Consider the following 25,016-nt stretch of genomic DNA (forward strand, 5'->3'; position numbering starts at 1 on the left):
CTTTATGGATCTTTGTAAGCATTAATAATGACATGCATTATACTTGGTATAATGAAATATATTGTGATAAACATCATGATTTATTGGCAGCTGGTGATATGTGATTTTGAATAAAAAGCATTTTTGCACTGTGCAAAAAATTAAAGTACAAAAGTACGCTGCTCTGGAAATTAGTAATGACCATCAAGAATATTTGTTTTCAATAAGTATGATCAAAGAATTACCATAATTTGTTTCTAATAGAAAAAGGCTGCAAATAGCAGCCTTTTTCTATGACAACATATGTGTTGCGTGACGTTTTACCTTACCAGCTCAGCGCACCGCCAGTCTGATAATCTGTCACACGCGTTTCGAAGAAGTTCTTCTCTTTACGCAAGTCCATCATTTCAGACATCCACTGGAATGGGTTGTTCACACCAGCAAACTGCTCAGGCAAGCCCAACTGTGCTAAACGACGGTTACAGATGAATTTCAAGTATTCTTCCATCATCGCAGCATTCATACCCAATACACCACGTGGCATAGTGTCACGCGCATATTCGATTTCAAGCATCGTACCTTCAAGAATCATTTGAATGATTTCTTCTTGGAATTCAGCAGTCCACAAGCTTGGGTTTTCGATCTTGATTTGGTTAATCATATCGATACCAAAGTTCAAGTGCATCGACTCATCACGTAAGATGTATTGGAATTGCTCAGCAACACCATTCATCTTATTACGACGGCCCATCGACAAGATTTGGCTGAAACCACAGTAGAAGAAGATCCCTTCAAGTACGCAATAGAATGCGATCAAGTTACGCAGTAGAATTTGGTCGTTTTCAGGTGTACCCGTTTGGAAAGTAGGATCACTTAAAGACTGTGTATATTTCAAGCCCCAAGCTGCTTTACGCGCAACTGATGGAACTTCGCGGTACATGTTGAAGACTTCGCCTTCATCCATACCTAAAGATTCGATACAGTATTGGTAAGCGTGAGTGTGAATTGCTTCTTCAAATGCTTGACGCAAAATGTACTGACGGCATTCAGGGTTGGTGATGTGACGGTAAATCGCCAACACCAAGTTGTTTGCAACCAATGAGTCTGCTGTAGAGAAGAAACCAAGAGAGCGCATAACAATGGTACGTTCGTCTTCAGTTAAGCCATTTTCAGACTTCCAAAGCGCGATGTCATGGTTCATGTTGACTTCTTGTGGCATCCAGTGGTTTGCACAACCGTCTAGATATTTTTGCCAAGCCCATTCGTATTTGAACGGTACAAGTTGGTTTAAGTCCGCACGACAGTTAATCATCGCTTTGTCATCAACTTGTACACGTTGCGCACCCATTTCTAGTTCTTCTAGACCTGGGGCAACATCTAAACTTTCTAAGGCGTTAGATGCTCTTGCCAACGGATCGGCTGGATTTGTTGATCGGCTTCGAGGGGTTGAAGCGGGTTGTGCAGTTGCCACATTCTTCTGTGGTTGCTCTGCAGCAGATACCATCTGCGGATTAGCCGCTTTTTGCGGTTCGACGGGCGCAGACTTGTGTTCAGGTGCAGCCGGTTTTTGCGAATCATCTTCGAAATCGTCCCAACTTAGGATAGACATATCAATTCTCTCTACGTTGCTTTATATCTTTTATCGACATCCAGCAATGCTGAGATGTCTTACTATACGCTTAATTTGTGAAAGCAAAATTAAGTTTTGCCAATCGTTGTTCTAAAACTGAGCATAGAACGTGATTCTCACGACTTATTTTGCTTTCGCTTTTTGCTTTGGTTTGCTTTTACCCAAAAGTAGGCAATCGGCATATAAAACAAAACCACAAAGGAAATCACCAAGGTCGCAAGACCTAACATATAGTTATGTGTCATATGGAGCATGGTGATTTCCTAGGTTGTCTTTAATTTTTTAATCTCCCTAAATCCCTCTTTTAAAAGAGAGATTTTCACACCTCAATAAGTTTGGTGTAATTCCCCTCCTTTTAGGAGGGGTTAGGGGAGGTTATTACTGACAAGCCTCACAGTCTGGATTGTCAATTGAACACGCCATTGGCACTGGAGCTGCTTGACCGAAGCCTTCATCTTCAGCAACCACTTCTGGTTTAACTTCCTGAGCAACTGCTGCAACAGGCGCTGCCGTTACAGTTGCAGGTTTTACTGCATTCAATGCACCAGTGTTAATGGTCGATTTCTCAGCAGAAGTTGCACCTAAAGCTCGAAGGTAATACGTTGTTTTCAGACCACGTAACCAAGCCATTTTATAGGTCAAATCCAGTTTCTTACCGTTTGCACCAGAGATGTAAAGGTTTAATGACTGCGCTTGATCGATCCATTTTTGACGACGTGATGCAGCATCCACAATCCAGCGTGGCTCAACTTCAAATGCCGTCGCGAAGATCGCTTTAAGCTCTTCAGGAATACGAGAAATCTTCTGAACCGAACCTTCAAAGTGTTTCAGATCATTCACCATCACAGAGTCCCACAGACCACGGTCTTTCAACGCACGTACTAGGTATGGGTTGATTACTGTGAATTCACCTGATAGGTTCGATTTTACATATAAGTTTTGGAATGTTGGCTCAATCGACTGAGACACACCACAAATGTTTGAAATGGTTGCAGTCGGTGCAATGGCCATCACGTTCGAGTTACGCATACCGTCTTTTTGAACTTTGGCACGTAAAGTGTCCCAGTCCAAACGTTGAGTGCGGTCAACTTCAAACATACGCTCAGGACGTGTTTTAGCAACAAGGTCTAGCGAGTCAATAGGCAGGATACCTTGATCCCACAGTGAACCTTTAAATGTCTCGTAAGTACCACGTTCAACAGCCAAATCACTTGATGTTGAAATTGCGTAGTAGCTGATCACTTCCATTGATTCATCAGCGAAGTCTACTGCTGCATCAGAACCATAAGCGAGTTGCATTTCATACAGCGCATCTTGGAAGCCCATGATACCCATACCCACTGGGCGGTGTTTCAAGTTCGAGTTTTTCGCTTGTGGTACAGCGTAGTAGTTAATGTCGATCACGTTATCGAGCATACGAACCGCTGTTTTTACCGTACGTGCAAGCTTTTCACGGTCTAACACACCACCTTGAACGTGTTGTACAAGGTTGATTGAACCTAAGTTACATACCGCAATTTCATCTTTGCTTGTGTTTAATGTGATTTCTGTACACAAGTTAGAAGAGTGAACTACGCCAACGTGTTGTTGTGGTGAACGTAAGTTACATACGTCTTTAAATGTGATCCACGGGTGACCTGTTTCAAACAACATCGACAGCATTTTGCGCCACAAATCTTTTGCACGGATTTTCTTGTGCAACATGTTTGTTTCTTTTGCAATTGCTTCATAGTGTGCATAACGCTCAGCGAATTCTGCACCCATTAAGTCGTGTAGGTCTGGTGTTTCAGACGGCGTGAACAGGGTCCATTCAGCATCTTCAAAAACACGTTGCATAAATAAGTCAGGAACCCAGTTCGCGGTGTTCATGTCATGCGTACGGCGACGGTCATCACCAGTATTTTTACGTAGCTCTAGGAACTCTTCGATGTCCAAGTGCCAAGTTTCAAGGTATGCACACACAGCACCTTTACGCTTACCACCTTGGTTAACTGCAACAGCAGTATCGTTTGCCACTTTAAGGAATGGAACTACACCTTGTGACTTACCGTTTGTACCTTTGATATATGAGTTCAAGGCACGAACTGGCGTCCAGTCATTACCTAAACCGCCTGCCCATTTAGATAGCATTGCGTTATCACGCATAGCGCCATAAATGTCATATAGGTCATCATCAATGGTCGTTAAATAACAGCTAGACAACTGTGGACGTAGCGTACCTGAGTTAAACAGGGTAGGCGTAGATGCCATGTAATCGAAGCTCGACAATAAGTTGTAGAACTCGATTGCACGTTCTTCACGGTTTGCTTCGTTGAGTGAAAGACCCATCGAAACACGCATAAAGAATAATTGTGGCAATTCGAAACGCACGCCATCTGAGTGGATGAAGTAACGGTCAAATAATGTTTGTAGACCTAAGTACGTAAATTGGTTTGAGCGTTCTGGTTGAATCGCTGCGGCCAATTTCGCAAGGTCAAAGTTAAGAAGCTCTGGTGAAAGTAGGTCTAGCTCAATACCTTTCTTCAGGAAAGTTTCTAAAGCATCGCCTTCAGCTGTGTCTTCAGACAAGCCAAGGAAAGTTAAACCAGTTGCGACCAATTCATCACGAAGTAGGCGAGCCGTCACGTAGGTATAGTTTGGTTCTTGTTCGATACGTGTACGTGTTGCCATCATCATCGTGGTTGCGATATCAGACGCTTTTACACCGTTGTAAAGGTTTTTGATGGTTTCATCGATGATCGCTTGAACATTGATGCCTTCTAAACCTTCAGCAGCTTTTGTTACAGTCGCTTCAAGCTTACGCATGTCAAGCGGTTGAAGCTGTCCATTGGCGTCAGTGATTTGTAAGGTCGGGTGATGGTTTTCACCTGCTTGTTTACGTGCGTCAGCACGTTGATCGCGGTAGATGACATACGCACGAGCAACTTTCTGTTCACCTGTACGCATCAGCGCAAGTTCAACTTGGTCTTGGATTTCTTCGATGTGAATTGTACCGCCAGAAGGTAGGCGGCGACTGAACGTATTTAATACCATCTCGGTAAGTTGAGAAATACGATCGTGGATGCGGCTTGAGTCAGCACTTTGTTGGCCTTCAACAGCCAAAAATGCCTTACCAATGGCAACAGAGATTTTTTCTGCGTCAAAGCTGGCAACATCTCCAGTGCGTTTAATCACCTGAATTTGACCAGGGGTTGAATTCGATACGCTCATGCTAGCATAGCTCCATTTTGTCATCTATTTTTATGTCTATGGACCGTTTGAACTGGGCAATTTTTATGCCACAGTGTTTGAGGTTTAAACACAAGACCTAGTGGTTTAAAAATTAATTGAACACAAGATACGGGAAAATTCAGGGTAGATCAATATTGACATTTTATTAAATATTTTGATCGATCTGGTCTCGAAAAGATCTCAAAAAGATCCCTTTTTTATGATTCTTGTATTAAGCCTTATTAGACAAGGCGATAGCATAACAAAGCTCGGTTTAAGTGCTTATAGATAACATTGTGGATAAGTTCAAAACAGACGAATGAGTGAGTTATAAACTGTTCAAACAGTGACTTGGTATGAAAAATCGCCATTTTGTAAAGAAACGTTTCTTTTGCTTTGGTTGGATATACAGCAAACGCGAGAAAGCGCTCATTTCGGGGCTGAAAAAATGTATAACAAAATGCTACTTTGATGTATCAGTTTGGTGAACAAGATCTTGTTTACAATGTAAACGTGTGTATATTGCAAAATATATCAGAGCGTATCTCTTGGATTTTAAAGGATACGTTAAGTCGTCAAAATAAAGGGGCACTCCATGAGCCAAGAAGAAAAGTTACCAAAAATTTTAATCGTAGAAGACGATGAGCGCCTAGCTCGCTTAACTCAAGAGTACCTGATCCGTAATGGTCTTGAGGTTGGGGTAGAACCCGATGGTAACCGTGCCATTCGCCGTATTATTGCAGAACAACCCGATATGGTGGTGTTGGATGTGATGCTTCCAGGTGCAGATGGTTTAACCATTTGCCGTGAAGTTCGTCCACATTATCACCAACCGATTTTGATGTTGACTGCACGTACCGAAGATATGGATCAAGTGCTTGGTCTAGAAATGGGTGCAGATGACTATGTGGCAAAACCAGTTCAGCCACGTGTTTTACTTGCACGTATTCGTGCTTTATTACGTCGTACTGATAAAGCGCCTGAAGATGAAGTTGCACAGCGTATCGAATTTGATGATCTGGTGATCGATAACGGTGGTCGTTCAGTGACTTTAAATGGTGAGTTGGTTGACTTTACCAGCGCTGAATATGACTTATTGTGGTTGTTGGCTTCAAATGCAGGTCGCATTCTTTCTCGCGAAGACATTTTCGAACGCTTACGTGGTATCGAATATGACGGTCAAGACCGTTCAATTGATGTGCGTATTTCGCGTATTCGTCCAAAAATTGGTGATGATCCTGAAAATCCAAAACGTATTAAAACGGTACGTAGTAAAGGCTACTTATTTGTAAAAGAAACCAATGGTCTTTAAGCCGTTTATTTGATTCGTTAAAACGGGACATTTTTAGTGTTCAAACACAGTATATTCTTGCGTATCTATGCTGGGCTGGTGGTGCTGGTCGCTATTGTTGCCCTCATGGGATATTTGCTTGTACAAATTATTAACTATCAGCGAGTGCAAGAATATCGCGAGTCTTTGACGGACGGGATTTCCTTTATTATTAGTGAAGGTGTATCCCGTCAGACCAATGCACAGCAAAAAGCAGACTGGATTTCAGATGCTTCGGATTTGCTTGAACTACCGATTAATATGATCCCAGCTGATAAGGTTGATTTGAGTCGTGCAGAGTTAAAGCGGATCAGTGAGCGCAAAGCGGCTGTGCGTTATGATGCGCAAACGCAAGTGGCGTACCTGATCATTGGTCTAAAAGATGATCCGAATCATTTACTGTATATTAAAGTAGATAAAATTGGTGAGCTGCAAATGAAAGCACTCCCGATTTTTATCCTAGATTATCTGGTGTATTACCCAGGCCAAGAAGAAGAGTACTTGGAAAAAGTACAGAAACATTTCTCTTATCCTGTGCAGATTGAAGAAGTACAAAATCTGGCTTTAGAGTCTGAGCAGATTGGTCGTTTGCGTTTAGATCATAGCGTGATCTTATATCGTGATAGTGCTTCTGTGCGTGGTACCACCATTTCTATTGTGTCTCCACCTTTACCTAGTTCACCGAGCAAGGTTTTGGTATTGGGGCCTGTGCCTATTTTCAACTGGATGCCGTTTCAGCTCGCAGCAGGGATTACTTTGTTGAGCCTTTTTGTACTCAGTTTGGGGGTCTATGGCTTGCTTGTACCGATGCAGCGTAAACTGCGTGAGGTCAATTACGGTTTAAATCGTATGAAGGCAGGCGATATGACCCTACGTTTGCCTGTCGACGGCACGGATGAGATGGCCAGTCTAGCCAATAGCTATAACAGCATGTCAGACCATATTCAGCGACTCATCGAGGCGCAGCGCGAGCTGATGCGTGCGGTATCGCATGAGCTTCGTACGCCCGTTGCTCGGATTCGTTTTGGTATGGAAATGCTGGCTGAAGAAGATGATTATGAATACCGTCTTCAACAAGTCGATATGATTGATAAAGACATTGAGGCTTTAAATACCTTAATTGATGAAATCATGACCTACGCCAAGTTGGAGCAGGGCACACCATCACTTGATATTGAAAACATTGTATTGTTTGAAGTCTTAGATCAGGTGGTGGTTGAGACGGAAGCACTAAAAACCCAGAAAGAAATTCATTTAAATGCTCCTCCTTTAACCTTAACGGTTGAGGCTGAACGTCGTTATTTACACCGCGTGGTGCAGAATTTGGTTGGTAATGCAGTTCGTTATGGCGACCATCAGGTGCTGGTCAGTGGTGGTATTAATGACAGCGGTATGGCCTATGTTTGTGTTGAAGATGATGGGCCCGGTATTCCAGAAGACGAGCGAGAGCGCGTTTTTGAAGCCTTTGCACGTTTGGATGATAGCCGGACTCGAGCATCGGGTGGCTATGGTTTGGGTTTGTCGATTGTGAGCCGAATTGCCTATTGGTTTGGTGGTAGCGTTAAAGTGGATCAGAGTCCAAGCCTCGGTGGTGCACGTTTTACCATGACATGGCCGGCACATCGCTTTAGTAAGTCTAAAAAGAAGTATAGTGTTAAAGATAATACAGACTCAAAAATCTAAGCATTGAAAATAAAAAAGCACCGAAATTCGGTGCTTTTTTATTTTCAATGCTGACTTATTCTTGGATGCTGGCATCGGGAGAAATAATCTGCTTGCCTTGTTTTAAGCTTTCAAGCGCATCTGCATTAAAGTCAATCAATAATGAGTTATTTTGGGTGTCTATGCCATAACGGCTAATGAGCTTCTGATCACCATTAATCGTTTCAATTTTATATTCATCCACAATATTCATAATGCCATCAAGGTTGGTGGTGGCTGAAGCTTTGTCTTGGCGAAAAAGTTCATAAATGTCGCGTAAATCAAAGATGGCATTATTGGCATCGGGGTGTTTACGAACATAAGTTTCAACATGGCGAATAAGCAACTGGGCAAATAAAAAATAGTTAGGTTTATGGGTGAATTCCAGACTCATGTGGTGCTCCTTATTCTTTGTTGTTGGTTGTTTATATCAATAGCACAAGAAAAAGCCAAGTGCATTAATTGATTGGAGTGATTTGCAAAAAAATACAAAAAATATGAGTGACTTAATCTACTTTTGTACTTTTTAAATAAACAAAATGGAGCGGTTGTTGAGCTTAGTTTTTTAAACTGCTGATTGTGTGATTGTTATCGGAATGAGGTTGAAAAATGGTTTATAGGCTTTGTTTGAATGTCAAAATTTGGAAAAATAATAGAATAGTAGTGTTTTATTAGATAAAGCGATTGGTTTCGAAATAAAAGGGCTTTCATCGAAAAAATCTCAAAAAACGAAGAGAAATCATCCTAAAGACGAAGGTCTATAAGCTAGCAACTTACGTCAGCAATCGGGTACAATTGGCGGGATTAATTTTGTGTTTGGTGTATTTGAAGGCCAATACATGCATTCTTTGTTAATAAATTAGGCCTGCCAGGAGTTATCCCCGCATGAGTGCCATTACTCCATACGAATGGGCAATTATTGCCTTCGTGATCGGCGTTACATTTCTTTGCGTCTTTATGCTCACTGTCCCATTACTCCTTGGGGGTAAGTCATGGGGCCGTGCAAAGCAAGAGCAATTTGAATCAGGTGTGGTTGGTGCTGGTGGCGCACGTATCCGCCTGTCAGCAAAGTTCTATTTGGTTGCAATCTTCTTTGTCGTATTCGACTTAGAGGCGCTTTACCTTTACGCATGGGCTACATCGGTTCGTGAAGTGGGGTGGGTGGGTTTCACCACTGCAGCAGTATTTATTTTAGTTTTACTCGTTGGTTTGGTTTATGAGTTGTCTACTGGTGCGCTTAACTGGTCGCCTTCTGACAAACGTAAAGCAGCAGGGATTAAACCTAAAGTTGGTTCTCCAAATATGAATCTTGCAGAAATCACTCGCTTTAATTCAATTGAAGAGTTGGTTATGGACCCTACAGGTCAAATCCCAGCTCAATCATCTGGTCGTGTGAAAGATAAGTCACCGGCTAAATCGTCTGATAAGGAGTAACTCGGGATGAAATATACCTTAACCCGTGCGAATCCGGATGCTGATCAATATCCACTTCAAGAGCGTCAAATCGTAACGGATCCGCTTGAAGAAGAAGTGAATAAAAATGTGTTCATGACTCGTTTAGAGGACGTGGCACATACAGCAGTGAACTGGGGTCGTAAGAACTCAGTTTGGCCGTTTAACTTTGGTACATCTTGCTGCTACGTAGAGTATGCAACGACTTTAACAGGCGTGCATGATTTGTCGCGTTTCGGTGCCGAAGTAATCCGTGCTTCACCTCGTCAGGCTGACTTGATGATTGTTGCAGGTACATGTTTCGTCAAAATGGCGCCAGTTATTCAACGTTTATATGAACAAATGTTGGAACCGAAGTGGGTTATTTCAATGGGCGCATGTGCAAACTCTGGCGGTATGTACGATATTTATTCAGTTGTACAAGGTGTGGATAAAATCATCCCAGTCGATGTTTATATTCCAGGTTGCCCACCCCGTCCAGAAGCATTAATCCAAGCATTAATGTTGTTACAAGACCAAATTCAATTAGAGCGCCGTCCACTTTCTGCCGTGATTGGTGATGATCTTAAGCCAGTGTATAAGCCAAAGATGATGCCAGAACGTGACCGTAAGAATGCTGAACGTATTGCAGTGAAAAACTTACGCTCTATGGATGAAATTAAATAATTTAAACGACAGTTGTTCTGATGCACCCGGTCTGGGTGTCGTTGTCGTTTAGGTTGAATGAATTTGTATTAAATAGGAAGCCAAGCCAATGGCTGAAACTGAAAACGCTATGCCAGAGTCAGCGCAAGTTGATTCACGCCCAGCATTTGCAATTGTAGAAGAGCTCAAAACCAAATTTGGCGAGAACTTCTATGTGCAAACGACTTTTGAAGACTTTCCAACAGTCTGGGTTGAGCGCGCGCGCGTACAAGAAGTTTTAATGTTCTTGCGTACAGTGTCACGTCCATACGTGATGTTGTTTGACTTGTCTGCGGTAGATGAACGTTTACGTACACACCGCGACGGTTTGCCTGCGTCTGACTTTACTGTGTTCTATCACTTATTATCGCTTGAGCGTAATAGTGATATTCGTATCAAAGTTGCATTGAGTGAAAATGATGTAAATCTTCCAACTGCAACCAATATTTGGCCAAATGCCAACTGGTACGAACGTGAAGCTTACGATATGTTCGGGATCAATTTCGAAGGGCATCCAATGCTCCGTCGTATTTTGTTGCCAACCTATTGGGAAGGTCACCCACTTCGTAAAGAATACTCTGCACGTGCCACTGAATATACACCGTATATGCAGAACCAAGCGAAGCAGGATTACGAACAGGAACACCTTCGTTTCGTACCTGAAGATTGGGGTATGAAGCGCGGTAATGACGACGAAGACTTCATGTTCTTGAACTTGGGTCCGAACCACCCATCTGCGCACGGTGCTTTCCGTGTAATCTTGCAGTTAGATGGTGAAGAAGTGAAAGACTGTGTGCCTGATATCGGCTATCACCACCGTGGTGTGGAAAAGATGGCTGAACGTCAAACTTGGCATTCATTCATTCCTTATACCGACCGTGTGGACTACTTAGGTGGTTGTGCGCAAAACATGCCTTATGTGATGGGTGTGGAGCAAATGGCGGGTATTACTGTACCTGACCGCGCGCAATGTATCCGTGTCATGATGTCTGAGTTGTTCCGTATCAATAACCACTTGTTGTATATCGGTACTGCGATTCAAGATGCCGGCGGTATGACGCCAGTCTTCTACATGTTTGCGGATCGTCAAAAAATCTATGACGCGATTGAAGCGATCACGGGTTATCGTATGCACCCAGCATGGTTCCGTATTGGTGGTACAGCACATGACTTGCCAAACAACTGGCAGCATCTGATTCGTGAAATCCTAGATTGGATGCCGAAGCGTATGAACGAATACTACACAGCAGCGCTGAAAAACTCTGTATTTGTAGGTCGTACGCGTAACGTAGCTCAATATGACGCGAAATCTGCGTTAGCTTGGGGTGTAACTGGTACAGGTCTACGTGCAACAGGTATTGACTTCGACGTTCGTAAATATCGCCCATACAGTGGCTATGAAAACTACGACTTCGATGTGCCACTTGAGTACGAAGGCGATGCGTATGCGCGTGTTCTTGTTCACTTCCGTGAAATTGAAGAATCACTCAAAATCGTGAAGCAATGTTTAGACAACATGCCTTCTGGTGCATACAAAGCAGATCACCCATTGGCTGTTCCACCACCAAAAGACAAGACTTTACAAGACATTGAAACCTTGATTACGCACTTCTTAAGCGTATCTTGGGGTCCTGTAATGCCTGCAGGTGAAGCATCTGTAATGGCGGAAGTGGTCAAAGGTGCGTCGAATTACTACTTGACTTCAGACAAGTCAACGATGAGTTATCGTACCCGTATTCGTACACCGACTTTCACGCATTTACAGCAAATGCCTTCTGTGATTAACGGCAGTCTGGTATCTGACTTGATCATTTATTTAGCGACAATTGACGTCGTTATGGCTGACGTGGATCGCTAAGGGGTAAACGCATTATGATGATTTTGACTGATAAAAAGCCACGCGTGAATGTTGAAGGGATTTTGACTGCGGACGAAATCCACGAAATTGAACATCACATTGGTCACTATCCGTACCCACGTGCAGCATCTTTGGATGCTTTGAAGTGTGTACAACGCCGTAATGGCTGGGTAGATGACGCGCAGCTAAACGCCATTGCTCAGTTATTGACAATCAGTGTTGCTGATTTGGAAGGTGTTGCAACTTTCTATAACCGTATTTACCGTCAACCCGTGGGTCGTAACGTCATTTTACTTTGTGACTCGATTGCATGTTTCTTGATGGGTGCGGAAACTTTAGCAGAAGCATTCCAGCGTGAATTAGGCATTCAGTTTGGTCAAACGACTGCTGATGGCCGTTTTACTTTGCTGCCGATTTGCTGCTTAGGTAACTGTGACAAAGGCCCAACCTTAATGGTGAATGAAGACACTCACGGTTTGGTTGAAGTTTCTTCAGTGAAACAGTTGTTGGAGAAGTATGTATGAATACCGAACCAAAACCAATTTATGGCGAAGGTAACCCAGAAACGCATCCATTAACTTGGCGTTTAAGTAAACAAGAGCACGTTCGTAATGCAGATGATTACGAAGCGCTTGAAGGTTATGCGGGTCTGAAAAAAGCAATCACCATGCCGCCGAAAGATGTGCTTGAAGTGATTAAAGCTGCGACTGTAAAAGGCCGTGGTGGTGCAGGCTTCCCAGCAGGGATCAAATGGTCTTTGATGGCGCCAAATGACAACTCAGGTCCACGTTACCTGATTTGTAATGCCGATGAGATGGAACCAGGGACCTTTAAAGACCGTTTGTTGATGGAAAAACTTCCTCACCAATTGATCGAAGGGATGTTGATTGCAGCGTATACGCTAGAAGCAACCCATGGTTATATCTTCATTCGTGGCGAGTACATTGAAGCAGCTGCTTACTTAAATGAAGCGCTTGAGCAAGTTCGTGCCAAAGGTTACTTGGGTGATAACATCCTTGGAACTGGCTGGAACTTCGAGTTGCATGTGCACACGGGTGCGGGTCGTTATATCTGTGGTGAAGAAACTGCATTAATCAACTCGCTTGAAGGTCGCCGTGCAAACCCACGTACGAAACCGCCATTCCCACAAGTTGCAGGTGCTTGGGGTCGTCCTACCATTGTTAACAACGTAGAGACCTACAATAACTTACCAGCAATCATGTTGCGTGGTCCTGAATGGTATATCGGCTTATCTGCGGGTAAGTCGAAAGATCCAGGCACAAAAATTTATGGTGCATCTGGCAAGGTGAAATTCCCAGGTCTTTGGGAGCTTCCATTTGGTACAACTGCACGCGAAGTCATTGAAGACTATGCGGGCGGTATGCGTGATGGCTTGAAGCTTAAAGCATGGTTACCGGGTGGTGCGTCTACAGACTTCTTGGCTGCTGAACACATTGATCTACCGATGGATGCTGAGAGCATCATGAAAGCAGGTTCACGTTTAGGTACGTGTTTGCTGATGGTGGTAGATGAAACGCAATGTATGGTTTCAGCGACTCGTAACTTAGAAGAATTCTTTGCACGTGAGTCATGTGGTTTCTGTACGCCTTGTCGTGATGGTTTACCGTGGGCGGTGAAAGCACTGAAAGCATTGGAAGATGGTACAGGTAAGAAAGAAGATATCGATCACTTACAAGAACTTACTCGTAAGCTTTGGATTGGTAAGACTTTCTGTGCGCATGCTCCAGGTGCAATGGAACCGTTGATGGGTGCACTCAAATATTTCCGTGGCGAGTTTGAAGCAAAAGTAGTGAATGCTGCTGCGCAAACTAGCAACGTAGAACAAGCTTAAGGAATTCGACTATGGCTACAATTCATGTCGATGGCAAATCGTACGAAGTCAATGGCTCAGAGAACTTGCTGCAAGCATGTTTGTCTTTGGGTATTGATATCCCGTACTTTTGTTGGCATCCATCCTTAGGTTCTGTCGGTTCTTGCCGTCAATGTGCTGTGACTCAATATGCGAATCCTGAAGATACGCGTGGTCGTTTAGTCATGTCATGTATGACGCCTGCATCTGACAATACCTACATCTCGATTGAAGACAAAGAAGCGAAAGACTTCCGTGCGTCAATTGTTGAGTTCTTGATGACGAATCACCCACACGACTGCCCAGTCTGTGAAGAAGGTGGTCACTGTCATTTACAAGATATGACCGTGATGACTCAACACGACCGTCGTCGTTACCGTTTCACTAAACGTACACACTACAACCAAGAGCTGGGCTCATTCATTTCACACGAAATGAACCGTTGTATCGCATGTTACCGTTGTGTTCGTTACTACAACGACTATGCGGGTGGTACTGACTTTGGTGTGTACGCAAGCGCGTCACGTGTTTACTTTGGTCGCCCTGAGTCAGGCACTTTAGAGTCTGAATTCTCGGGTAACTTGACTGAAGTATGTCCGACAGGTGTATTCACCGACAAAACTCACTCAGAACGCTATAACCGTAAGTGGGACATGCAGTATGCGCCAAGCGTATGCCAAGGCTGTTCTTCGGGTTGTAACATTTCTCCGGGTGAGCGTTATGGCGAACTTCGTCGTGTCGAAAACCGTTTCAACGGTGAAGTAAACCAATACTTCTTGTGTGATAAAGGTCGTTTTGGTACAGGTTATGTGAACCGTGCAGATCGTCCACGTCAACCGCAGTTCCGTGATGGTGCTGAAGCAACTACAGTTTCTGTAGATCAGGCATTAGATACGGTAATTGCAAATATCCAAGGCAAAAAAGTTTTGGGTATTGGTTCTCCACGTGCATCACTTGAGTCGAACTTCGCGCTTCGCGAATTAGTTGGTCAAGAGAACTATTCAACAGGTATGTCTCAAAAAGAGCAAAACTTGGTTGAATTGGCTGCATCGATTATGCAAACCGAAGGTGTATATAACCCAGGTATGCGTGAAATCGAAAGCTATGATGCTGTGCTTATTTTGGGTGAAGACTTAACACAAACTGCGCCACGTATGGCTTTGTCTGTTCGTCAAGCGGCGAAAAACAAAGCCAAAGAAATGGCTGCGGAACGTCGTACTCAAGACTGGTTAGCAGAGCCGCTACAACGTATTGCTCAAGATGCGAAATCACCGATTTTCATCCTCGCTGCAACACAAACACGCTTAGCTGATGTTGCTGCAGGTGAGGTGGTTGCTTCTCCAAACGACATCGCTCGTTTAGGTTTTGCCGTTGCTTCGGCTGTAAAAGGTGATGCAATTCTTGGTCTAGCGGATGATGCGAAAGCATTTGCTCAGAACATTGCAGATACATTGAAAGCGGCGAAGAAACCACTGATCATTTCAGGTACAAGTTTACAAGACGCATCAATCATGGAAGCTGCTGCACAAGTTGCGCAAAACCTTGGTGGAAATGCTGGCTTAACCTTGACGGTTCCTGAAGTGAACTCTATGGGCTTAGCAATCTTCGGTGGCCAAAGCTTAGAACAAGCGTTTGCGCAAGACTATGACACGGTTGTGATCGTTGAAAATGATCTATTCCGTCGTTTGCCAGCGGTACAAGTTGAAGCAGCACTTTCTGGTAAAGACGTGATTGTTTTAGATCACTCTGAAACTGAAACTGTGAAGAAAGCGGATATCGTACTTTCTGCTGCATCATTTGCTGAAGGCGATGGTACGGTTGTCTCTCAAGAAGGCCGTGCACAACGTTTCTACCAAGTGTATGACCCGAGCTACTACAAACCTGAACTGGCGATTAAAGAATCTTGGCGCTGGTTACATGCCATTGAAACCGGCGTGAAGGGCAAAGCGATTTCTTGGACCTTACTTGATGACGTGATTGAGTCAGTTGCGAAAAACGTACCTGCACTTGCTGCGATTCAAGATGTGGCTCCAGATGCGGGCTTCCGTGTCCATGGTTTGAAAGTTGCGCGTGAACCGCGTCGTTACTCTGGTCGTACCTCTATGCGTGCACCATTGAACGTGCATGAACCGAAACAACCGACAGATATCGACTCTGCATTAACATTCTCTATGGAAGGTTATGTTGGGAACCAGACTCCGTCTCCACTGGTACCATTTGCATGGTCAGCAGGTTGGAACTCACCGCAAGCTTGGAATAAATTCCAAGATAACGTGGGTGGTCACTTAAAAGGTGGTGATTCGGGTGTGCGTTTATTCGATCGTTTATCGAAGCGCCCAGCACGTACTTTCGTTGCTCCAGCAGTTATCGTTGCAAACCCTGAAAGCTTCCGTTTAGTGCCGATGCATCACATTTTTGCTTCTGGTGAATTTACTGTGAAAACACCTGCGATGGAATCGCGTATTCCTGAAGCGGTCTTTGCAGTGGGTGAGCAAGATGCAACTCGTTTGAATGTTCAAGATGGTCAAAAAATCACTGTGAAAGCAGGTGAGACTTCGATCGTACTTCCAGTTCAAGTGATTGATTATTTACCTACAGGTTATATTGGTTATCCAGTTGGTCTTGCACCTACGGTTTCACTTGCTGAGCCTGTATCAGTCGCGGTAGGAGCGTAATTCATGCAACAAGAATTAATCCGTCAAACGCCGCTTTGGGCTGAGAACTGGCCAATTGCCTACTCAGTCATTCAAGCGATTGTGATTTTACTCGTTGTAGTACTCATCGCTGCGTTGATGTCTTTTATTGAGCGTCGCTTACTGGGCTTATGGCAAGACCGTTATGGTCCGAACCGTGTAGGTCCTGGGGGGATGTTCCAGATCGTTGCCGACATGTTGAAAATCATGTTCAAAGAAGACTGGACACCAAAGTTTGCTGACAAATTGACTTTCCGTTTAGCTCCTGCTGTTGCCATGGCAACAGCAGTGATGTCATTCATGGTTATTCCTGTATCACCATACTTAGGTGTTGCAGACATGAGCATCGGTCTATTGTTCTTTATGGCAATGGCAGGTATTGCCGTCTATGCCGTATTGTTTGGTGGTTGGTCATCAAACAATAAATATGCATTGCTTGGTGGTCTACGTTCTGCAGCTCAAACCATTTCGTATGAAGTGTTCTTGGGTATTTCATTGATGGGTGTGGTTGCGATTGCAGGCTCATTCAATATGCGTGAAATTGTAGAAGCACAAAAAGATGTATGGTTTGTCATTCCACAGTTCTTAGGTTTCTTAATCTTCGTGGTTGCAGGTGTTGCGGTAACTCACCGTCACCCATTTGACCAACCAGAAGCAGAACAAGAATTGGCGGAAGGTTACCACGTCGAGTACGGCGGTATGAAATGGGGAATGTTCTTCGTTGCTGAATATGTCAACGTAGTTCTAATCTCTGCATTGATCGTAACGCTATTCTTCGGTGGTTGGTTAGCGCCATTTAACATCGATATTCCGTTCATTCCACCAGTATTCTGGTTCATTATCAAAACAGCATTCTTTGTGATGATGTTTGTCTTGGCTCGTGGTTCACTTATGCGTCCGCGTTATGACCAAGTGATGAACTTTGGTTGGAAGATTTGCTTACCATTAGCGTTAGTTAACTTATTAGTTACTGGCGCAGTGATTCTGTGGTAAGGGCAGGGAGAATAAAATGTATAAAATTCTAGCTGGGTTCGGGTCAATCGTACGTTCACTGTGGATGGTTTTCTCACACGTGACACGTAAACGTGACACCATTCTTTACCCAGAAGTGCCAGCCGAACAAATTGTTCCACCACGTTTCCGTGGTCGTATCGTGTTAACACGTGACCCAGATGGTGAAGAACGTTGTGTTGCGTGTAACTTATGTGCAGTTGCATGTCCTGTTGGCTGTATTTCATTACAAAAAGCAGAAAAAGAAGATGGTCGTTGGTATCCGGAGTTTTTCCGTATCAACTTCTCACGTTGTATTTTCTGCGGTATGTGTGAAGAAGCATGTCCGACGACTGCAATTCAAATGACTCCAGATTTCGAGTTGGGTGAATACGTTCGTCAAGACTTGGTGTATGAGAAAGAAAACCTACTCATTTCAGGTCCTGGTAAATACCCAGAATACAACTTCTACCGCGTAACAGGTATGGCTGTAACTGGAAAAGACAAAGGTCAAGCGCAGCGTGAAAGCGCACCAGTTGATGTACGGAGCTTATTACCATGATGTGGCCATTTTATTTGATGGCACTTGTGGCCATCGTTTCTACGATTCGTGTTGTGACCAACGCGAATCCTGTACACGCTTTATTAAGCTTGATCGTGTCACTTCTTGCAGTTGCAGGCATGTTTATGATCGTGGGTGCGCCATTTGCTGGCGCGCTTGAGATCATCGTCTATGCAGGCGCGATCATGGTGTTATTCGTATTCGTAGTGATGATGTTAAACCTTGGTCAACACACCGTTGAACAAGAACGTAAATGGTTAACATCGTCTGCTTGGGCATATCCAGCACTCATGAGCTTCTTAATGGGCTTGGTGTTGGTGTGGATGCTCGGCTCTGACTACACAGCAGCTGGCCCTGTTATGGGTACTGAAGTTGTGGGTCCAAAAGTCGTTGGCCAAGCACTCTTTACTCACTATTTATTATTGGTTGAAGTTGCTGCCATGTTATTGCTTGCTGCGTTGGTTGCAGCATTCCATCTTGGCAAACGTGAACCAGGTGCAGAAGAGGACAAACAATAATGGGCAACATCCCTTTAGAACATGGTTTGATTGTTGCAACCATTCTTTTTGCACTGGGTTTTTACGGTGTGATGGTGCGACGCAATCTATTATTTATGTTAATGAGCCTTGAAATCATGATGAACGCAGCTGCGCTTGCGTTTGTTTTGGCTGGTAGTGCATGGGTACAACCAGACGGACAAATCATGTTTATTCTGATCTTAACGCTTGCTGCGGCAGAGGCTTGTATTGGTCTTGCGATCGTCCTTCAGTTCTACCATCGCTTCCATCACTTGGATGTGGATGCTGCTAGTGAGATGCGCGGATGAGTTTTTTATATTTAACAGTATTATTCCCGCTCATTGGTTTTGTCCTTTTAGCGGCAGGTCGCAACAAGCTTCCTGAAAATGTCGCTGCCATTATTGGTGTGGGAGCGGTTGGCCTTTCTGCATTGGTTGCTTTGATCGCTGGTCTAGACTTTGTTAATAATGGCAAAGTGACTTATGTTCAACATCTTTGGACATGGTTCAATGTAGGTAACCTAAGCCCAGGCATTAGCTTACATCTTGACGGTTTATCACTGCTCATGATGGGTATGGTGACGGGTGTGGGTTTCCTGATTCACATCTTTGCATCATGGTACATGCGTGGTGAAGAAGACTTCGCGCGTTTCTTCTCTTATTTCAACCTGTTCGTTGCCAGCATGTTGCTGCTCGTATTGGGCGATAACTTAGCATTATTGTTCTTAGGTTGGGAAGGCGTAGGTCTATGCTCTTACTTGCTGATTGGTTACTACTATCAAAACCCTGCAAATGGTTTTGCAGCAATTAAAGCATTTACCGTAACACGTGTCGGTGACGTTTTCTTATTGATCGCTTTGTTCTTAATTTACCAACAGTTCGGTACTTTAAACATTGCTGAAGTGGTTGCAGCTGCACCAACAGTGATGACACAAAGTTCATCTTTAACCATTTGGACAGCACTGATGTTGTTCTTGGGTGCGGCAGGTAAATCTGCACAGATCCCATTACAAACATGGTTGGCCGATGCAATGGCAGGTCCTACACCTGTATCTGCATTGATCCACGCTGCAACGATGGTAACTGCAGGTGTTTACCTGTGCTGCCGTATGTACACCGTGTTTGAAATGGCGCCTGAAGTGATGATGTTTATCTCAATCACAGGTGCGGTAACGTTGTTAGTGGCTGGTTTTGCTGCATTGGTTCAAACCGACATCAAACGTATTTTGGCTTACTCAACGATGAGTCAGCTGGGTTATATGTTTATGGCTGTGGGTGCTGAAGCTTATCAAGCAGGCTTGTTCCACATGCTGACTCACGCATTCTTCAAGGCATTATTGTTCTTGTCTTCAGGTGCAGTGATTTTGGCTTACCACCACGAACAAAACATCTTCAAGATGGGCGGTTTGTTCTACAAGAACAAATTCCTATTTGCTTGTTTCGCCATTGGTGGCGGTGCATTGGCCGCGATTCCATTCATCACCGTTGGCTTCTTCTCGAAAGATGCGATCTTGGGTGCAGTTTGGGTACAAGGTGAATCAATCGCAGTATATAACTCATTATATTGGGTGGGTGTAGCAGGTGCTTTCTTAACCTCGATTTATACATTCCGTCTCATTTGGGTTGTGTTCTTTGGTAAAGAAAATACACCGTATCATGCGATTAAAGGCATTACATTCTGGGGACCTTTGGCGATTCTTGCTGTACTTTCAACTTTCGTCGGTGCGGCACTTAAAGCACCTGTGGAAAGCATTTTAAATGCAGCAAAAATTCCAGCATTTGTGATTCCTGAAGCTTTAGAACATGGTATGCACAGCGCAGAATATACCGCTGTGGGTATTGCATTGGTTGGTTTAGTGATTGGTGTGGTCTTGTTTGCGTTTGCTTATAGCGCAGTGAAAGGCTTTGCTAAAACGTCATTGGGTGCAGGTCTTGCAAACATTTGCCGTAATGCACTAGGCTTCGATGCGCTTTATGACATCGTTTTTGTGAAACCATATTTGCTTATTGCGAAGATTTTAGGTCGTGATCCAATTGATCGTTTGTGGTTAGTCTTGCCTGCACTTGTAAAAGGTGGTCATAGCTTCACAAGTTCACGTCAAACGGGTTCATTGCGTGATTACGCATCAAGCATGGCATTAGGTATCTTTGTATTACTAATGGTCTTGATCGTAACTCAGATCGTGGGGAAATAAGATGGAAATCACAAACAACTGGATTCTACCCGCGCTGATCTTAGTTCCGTTCATTGCAGGTTTTATTTGTTGGTTAGTCGACAAACTCGACGACAAACTGCCGCGTTATATTGCGCTGATTGGTATGCTCATTACTTTGGGCTTAACTGTTGCGCTATGGCAAACAGGTACATTTAACTACGAACTTGGCGCGAAAGTGCCATCGTGGTCTGCTGAATTCATGTTGCCATGGATTCAAACTTTAGGCATTAACATCCATTTAGCGGTGGATGGCCTATCTCTATTAATGGTGGGCTTAACGGCACTTTTAGGTGTGTTGGCTGTCGGCTGTTCTTGGGGTGAAATTCAAAAGAATGTTGGTTTCTTCCACTTAAACCTTTTATGGTCTTTGGGTGGTGTGATCGGTGTATTCTTAGCGATTGACATGTTCTTGTTCTTCTTCTTCTGGGAGATGATGCTTGTACCTATCTACTTCTTGATCGCGCTTTGGGGTCATAAAGGGGCAGAAGGTAAATCACGTGTTTACGCTGCAACCAAATTCTTTATCTATACGCAAGTCGCTGGTCTTATTATGTTGATCGGTATCCTAGGCCTCGTGGTTTATGGTTACATGATGACAGGTATGATCGGTTTTGATTACAACTACTTATTAGCTGTAGCCAACACTTTAGACAAAGAATTACCTACCGTTGCTTATGCATTCATGCTGTGTTTATTTGTCGGTTTTGCGGTAAAACTTCCAGTTTTCCCATTACACGGCTGGTTACCAGATGCGCATGCACAAGCACCTACAGCAGGTTCGGTTGACCTTGCAGGTATTTTAATTAAGACCGCTGCATATGGTTTACTACGTTTTGTGATTCCATTCTTCCCAGCGGCTTCTGCACAGTTTGCAGACATCGCGATCATTTTCGGTTTAATCGGTATCTTCTACGGTGCTTGGTGTGCTTTCCAGCAAACCGATATGAAACGTTTACTTGCGTATACGTCAATTTCACACATGGGCTTTGTTTTACTTGCGATTTACGCAGGTAACATCTTAACCTTCCAAGGTTTGATGATCATGATGTTGGCACATGGCTTGTCATCTGCTGCGTTGTTCATTATGTGTGGTCAAGTGTACGAGCGTGTTCATACCCGTGATATGCGTTTGATGGGCGGTATGCGTGGTCAGTTCCCATATCTTGCATTCTTCCTCATGTTCTTCGTGGCGGCGCTTGTAGGTATTCCAGGTCTAGGTAACTTCATTGGTGAGTTTCTGATCTTGATGGGTTCTTATGCAAAATTCCCAGTGTTTACTATTCTTGCGGCAGTAAGCTTAGTATTTGCAGGTCTTTATGGCTTGATTCTGATCCACAAAGCGTTGTTTGGTACGCCAAACGAAGAACAACAGCAGCACTACAACAACCCATTGAAAGACTTAAATACGCGTGAAGTAGTGATCTTGTTAATCTGTGCTTTCGGTCTGTTATGGCTTGGTCTGTACCCACAAAGCTTCCTTGATATTTCAAATTCAAGCATGGCGTGGTTAGCGAACAGCTACATTCCTGTACAAGAAGTAGTTGACGTTGCGAGTCAAGCAACTGTTCAACTCGAAAATGTGGAGATGCAATAAGTCATGAACTTCACAATGTCATTTTCTGAGCTTATGCCTTTAGCTCCTGTGATGATCGTTGCTTTAACAACGATTGTCGTGATGATTCTTACTGCAATTAAGCGTAACCATAACTTAATTGCGACAGCATCAGTGGTGGGCTTAAACCTTGCAGCAGCATATGTACTATTCACAATGTTCGGTGGTGCTTTTGCACCTGCGAACGTGATGGGTATGTTCATGGTGGATGCGTTCACCTTGCTGTACCAAGTGATTATTCTAATTGCGGCTTTGGCATGCTGTACTTTGTCGCATGCCTATATTGAAAGCTATAAAGATAACCGTGAAGAACTGTATATCTTAATGTTGTCATCAGTGACTGGTGCAATGTTAATGGTAGCAAGCTCTCACTATGCATCGTTCTTCATTAGCCTTGAGTTGATGTCGATTCCTGTATATGGCTTATTGGCCTATACACACCAGCGCTCTAAGTCTTTAGAAGCAGGGGTGAAGTACTTGGTGCTTTCAGCAACAGCTTCGGCAATGTTGTTGATGGGTATGGCGTATATTTACGCGTACACAGGTTCAATGTCGTTCTATGACAATGTTCAAGCGTTAATGCAAAACATCCAACAGCCAATGGTACTTTTAGGTTTAGGCCTGATCGTTTTTGCTGTGGCATTCAAACTGTCTTTAGCGCCATTCCATAAATGGACACCAGACGTTTATGCAGGTGCACCAACTCCGATCGCAACATTCCTTGCTACAGCTGCAAAAGTAGCGACAATTGGTCTGTTTGTACGTTACATCCTAACCTCAGGAGCGATCCTTGTTGACTCAATCGTGACGATCTTAACCGTGATTGCGGTGTTATCGATCTTGGTGGGTAACTTCCTTGCAGTGAAACAAGTGAACTTGAAACGTATCTTGGCATACTCTTCAATTGCGCACTTTGGTTACTTGTTGATTGGTTTAATCAGCATGACTTATGCAAGCCTTGGCAACGTATCGGTCTATGTGATCACTTATGTGTTAACTACGATTGGTGCATTCGGTGCGGTTGCATTGATGTCTAGCCCATACAACAACGTAGACGAAGCAGAAAGCTTAGCGGACTACCGTGGTCTATTCTGGCGTCGTCCAGTGTTGACTGCCGTATTAACGGTGATGATGCTATCGCTTGCGGGTATTCCTTTGACAGCGGGCTTCATTGGTAAGTTCCTTGTGGTCATGGCTGCGGTAACGACTCAACATTGGTTCTTAGCTGCGATGATCATCGTTGGTTCTGGTATTGGTCTGTACTACTACCTCCGTGTGATGGTTGTTATGTACATGACACCACCAGATGCACCTCGTGTAGACGCTGTGGATCATTGGGGTCAAAAAGTGGGTGGTATTATGGTGCTTTTAGCTGCGGCAGCAGTGCTTGTGATTGGTATCTATCCAGATCCAATTATCAAGTTAGCGCTTCAGTCAGAGATTCTATCTCCAATCCACTTTATGCTTTCTCAACAGCACTAATTTTAAAAACGTTTCGTTTTAACAAAAAAGTCTCCATCAATTGGGGGCTTTTTTTGTTTTTATCGCACGATAAAAAGCTTTATAATGTAAGGAATTTTATTTTACCTTTTAGGTGCTCTCCCGTGGCTATCCATGAAATTCGTCATCCACTGATTCGTCATAAGCTTGGTCTTCTTCGTCGTGCAGATATCAGCACTAAAAACTTCCGTGAGCTGGCTCAAGAAGTGACCATGCTGTTGACCTATGAAGCGACCAAAGATTTACCTGTTTGCGACCATGAAATTGATGGTTGGAATGGTAAAGTAACGGTAGATCGCATTGTGGGTAAAAAAATCACGGTTGTACCAATTTTACGTGCGGGTATTGGCATGTTAGATGGTTTCTTAAACCTGATTCCAAGTGCTAAAGTGTCTGTACTGGGTTTAGAGCGTGATGAAGAAACGCTTGAAGCACGTACTTATTACAAAAAATTAGTTCCAGATGTACAGAACCGTTTAGCGATGATCATCGATCCGATGCTTGCCACTGGTTCTTCATTGGTTGCTGCGATTGATGTATTGAAAGCAAGTGGCTGTAAAGACATTCGTGTGATGGTATTGGTTGCGGCGCCTGAAGGCATTAAACGTGTTTTGGATGCGCACCCAGACGTCACTATTTTCACGGCTTCAATTGACCAAGGCTTAAATGCCAATGGTTATATCGTGCCGGGTCTAGGCGATGCGGGCGATAAAATCTTTGGTTCAGTTCAAAAAGATTAAGATTGAGCCCCAGCAAAAAGAGGCTTTTATAGCCTCTTTTTTATATACTACAACAAAGCGTGTACATATTAGGATCTGTTTATGAAGGCCGAGCAATATCAAGGAAAAGTTAAGCAATATAACGCTGACAAAGGTTTTGGCTTTATTTCCTCACCTGAAGGCGACGTATTTTTTCATATCTCGGATTTTCCTGCAGACTCAGGTGAGCCGAAACGCAATGAACGCGTGAAGTTTAATGTGGTTGAAAATGGCGATCGCTATAAAGCGATTAAAATTGAGCGTGTTGAAGACAACTCTGCCAAAGCCAAGAAATCGAAAGTCTCAAGTCATAATAAATCGATCACCACAGATTTATTGTCTAATTTTCGACGCTAAGTCAGCGTTGATTCAGAGTTCAATCGTGCAAAGATTAATCTTTGCATTTTGAAGCAAAGAGGCTTTTTAGCCTCTTTTTTATTGATTACAATACGAA

Annotated in this window: 21 protein-coding genes; 17 read left to right on the forward strand and 4 right to left on the reverse strand. The window is 43.7% G+C overall.

Translation table 11 applies throughout. The features are described 5' to 3' along the window. Positions 1 to 304 precede the first annotated feature (304 nt). The 3 genes from ACF8FD_RS05725 to ACF8FD_RS05735 all read right to left on the reverse strand — a co-directional run bounded on the left by ACF8FD_RS05725 (position 305) and on the right by ACF8FD_RS05735 (position 4,819). Positions 305 to 1,588 carry a ribonucleotide-diphosphate reductase subunit beta gene (locus ACF8FD_RS05725; protein ID WP_159128482.1) on the reverse strand — a complete coding sequence of 428 codons (1,284 nt, stop codon included), beginning with the start codon at positions 1,586 to 1,588 and terminating at the stop codon, positions 305 to 307. Between the two features lie 137 nt (positions 1,589 to 1,725). Next, entirely contained in the window at positions 1,726 to 1,863 is a 138-nt protein-coding gene (locus ACF8FD_RS05730; protein WP_004695369.1) for a hypothetical protein, read from the reverse strand. Between the two features lie 124 nt (positions 1,864 to 1,987). Next, a complete protein-coding gene (locus ACF8FD_RS05735) occupies positions 1,988 to 4,819 on the reverse strand; it encodes a ribonucleoside-diphosphate reductase subunit alpha (RefSeq protein WP_004695373.1) in 2,832 nt (943 codons plus the stop codon). Positions 4,820 to 5,414: 595 nt separating this feature from the next. Here ACF8FD_RS05735 and bfmR point away from each other — a divergent pair. Further along, entirely contained in the window at positions 5,415 to 6,131 is a 717-nt protein-coding gene (gene bfmR / locus ACF8FD_RS05740; protein ID WP_004695375.1) for a response regulator transcription factor BfmR, read from the forward strand. Between the two features lie 36 nt (positions 6,132 to 6,167). Continuing rightward, positions 6,168 to 7,832: a sensor histidine kinase BfmS gene (gene bfmS, locus ACF8FD_RS05745; protein ID WP_279679170.1), complete on the forward strand. Its 1,665-nt coding sequence runs from the start codon at positions 6,168 to 6,170 to the stop codon at positions 7,830 to 7,832. 55 nt (positions 7,833 to 7,887) lie between these two features. Here bfmS and ACF8FD_RS05750 read toward each other — a convergent pair whose 3' ends face one another. After that, the gene (locus ACF8FD_RS05750) at positions 7,888 to 8,244 is read right to left on the reverse strand and encodes a hypothetical protein (RefSeq protein ID WP_004695379.1); all 357 of its coding nucleotides are present in this window, start codon (positions 8,242 to 8,244) and stop codon (positions 7,888 to 7,890) included. Between the two features lie 491 nt (positions 8,245 to 8,735). Here ACF8FD_RS05750 and ACF8FD_RS05755 point away from each other — a divergent pair, with 491 nt between their 5' ends. The 15 genes from ACF8FD_RS05755 (at position 8,736) to ACF8FD_RS05825 (ending at position 24,919) form a co-directional block, all read left to right on the forward strand. Further along, entirely contained in the window at positions 8,736 to 9,284 is a 549-nt protein-coding gene (locus ACF8FD_RS05755; RefSeq protein ID WP_004695380.1) for an NADH-quinone oxidoreductase subunit A, read from the forward strand. Positions 9,285 to 9,290: 6 nt separating this feature from the next. Further along, on the forward strand, positions 9,291 to 9,968 hold the full coding sequence (locus tag ACF8FD_RS05760; protein WP_004695382.1) for an NADH-quinone oxidoreductase subunit B family protein: 678 nt from the start codon (positions 9,291 to 9,293) through the stop codon (positions 9,966 to 9,968). 88 nt (positions 9,969 to 10,056) lie between these two features. After that, a complete protein-coding gene (gene nuoC / locus ACF8FD_RS05765) occupies positions 10,057 to 11,844 on the forward strand; it encodes an NADH-quinone oxidoreductase subunit C/D (RefSeq protein ID WP_010327357.1) in 1,788 nt (595 codons plus the stop codon). A 14-nt stretch (positions 11,845 to 11,858) separates the two neighbouring features. Further along, positions 11,859 to 12,368, forward strand: a complete 510-nt coding sequence (nuoE, locus tag ACF8FD_RS05770) for an NADH-quinone oxidoreductase subunit NuoE (RefSeq protein WP_004982912.1) — start codon at positions 11,859 to 11,861, stop codon at positions 12,366 to 12,368. Then, a complete protein-coding gene (nuoF, locus tag ACF8FD_RS05775; protein WP_004695387.1) occupies positions 12,365 to 13,696 on the forward strand; it encodes an NADH-quinone oxidoreductase subunit NuoF in 1,332 nt (443 codons plus the stop codon). Before nuoE ends, nuoF begins: the two co-directional genes overlap by 4 nt. 11 nt (positions 13,697 to 13,707) lie before the next feature. Further along, positions 13,708 to 16,389 (forward strand): NADH-quinone oxidoreductase subunit NuoG, encoded by a 2,682-nt coding sequence (nuoG, locus tag ACF8FD_RS05780; protein WP_234304597.1) that lies wholly within the window; start codon positions 13,708 to 13,710, stop codon positions 16,387 to 16,389. A gap of 3 nt (positions 16,390 to 16,392) precedes the next feature. Continuing rightward, positions 16,393 to 17,400 (forward strand): NADH-quinone oxidoreductase subunit NuoH, encoded by a 1,008-nt coding sequence (gene nuoH, locus ACF8FD_RS05785; RefSeq protein ID WP_004695391.1) that lies wholly within the window; start codon positions 16,393 to 16,395, stop codon positions 17,398 to 17,400. 16 nt (positions 17,401 to 17,416) lie between these two features. Next, positions 17,417 to 17,959 carry an NADH-quinone oxidoreductase subunit NuoI gene (gene nuoI, locus ACF8FD_RS05790; protein ID WP_058870142.1) on the forward strand — a complete coding sequence of 181 codons (543 nt, stop codon included), beginning with the start codon at positions 17,417 to 17,419 and terminating at the stop codon, positions 17,957 to 17,959. After that, positions 17,959 to 18,477: an NADH-quinone oxidoreductase subunit J gene (gene nuoJ / locus ACF8FD_RS05795; RefSeq protein WP_171056751.1), complete on the forward strand. Its 519-nt coding sequence runs from the start codon at positions 17,959 to 17,961 to the stop codon at positions 18,475 to 18,477. The genes nuoI and nuoJ overlap by 1 nt, the downstream gene beginning before the upstream one ends. After that, positions 18,477 to 18,785 (forward strand): NADH-quinone oxidoreductase subunit NuoK, encoded by a 309-nt coding sequence (nuoK, locus tag ACF8FD_RS05800; RefSeq protein WP_004695395.1) that lies wholly within the window; start codon positions 18,477 to 18,479, stop codon positions 18,783 to 18,785. Before nuoJ ends, nuoK begins: the two co-directional genes overlap by 1 nt. Then, on the forward strand, positions 18,782 to 20,671 hold the full coding sequence (gene nuoL / locus ACF8FD_RS05805; RefSeq protein WP_094148762.1) for an NADH-quinone oxidoreductase subunit L: 1,890 nt from the start codon (positions 18,782 to 18,784) through the stop codon (positions 20,669 to 20,671). The genes nuoK and nuoL overlap by 4 nt, the downstream gene beginning before the upstream one ends. A 7-nt stretch (positions 20,672 to 20,678) precedes the next feature. Beyond that, positions 20,679 to 22,286 (forward strand): NADH-quinone oxidoreductase subunit M, encoded by a 1,608-nt coding sequence (gene nuoM / locus ACF8FD_RS05810; protein WP_279679172.1) that lies wholly within the window; start codon positions 20,679 to 20,681, stop codon positions 22,284 to 22,286. A gap of 3 nt (positions 22,287 to 22,289) precedes the next feature. Next, positions 22,290 to 23,786, forward strand: a complete 1,497-nt coding sequence (nuoN, locus tag ACF8FD_RS05815) for an NADH-quinone oxidoreductase subunit NuoN (RefSeq protein ID WP_004982902.1) — start codon at positions 22,290 to 22,292, stop codon at positions 23,784 to 23,786. Between the two features lie 122 nt (positions 23,787 to 23,908). Further along, entirely contained in the window at positions 23,909 to 24,544 is a 636-nt protein-coding gene (gene upp / locus ACF8FD_RS05820; RefSeq protein ID WP_058870138.1) for a uracil phosphoribosyltransferase, read from the forward strand. A gap of 81 nt (positions 24,545 to 24,625) precedes the next feature. Next, a complete protein-coding gene (locus ACF8FD_RS05825) occupies positions 24,626 to 24,919 on the forward strand; it encodes a cold shock domain-containing protein (protein WP_005400349.1) in 294 nt (97 codons plus the stop codon). Positions 24,920 to 25,016 lie beyond the last annotated feature (97 nt).

Origin of the sequence: Acinetobacter sp. TYF_19, assembly GCF_043105125.1 — a bacterium.
Classification (GTDB): Bacteria; Pseudomonadota; Gammaproteobacteria; order Pseudomonadales; family Moraxellaceae; genus Acinetobacter; species Acinetobacter johnsonii.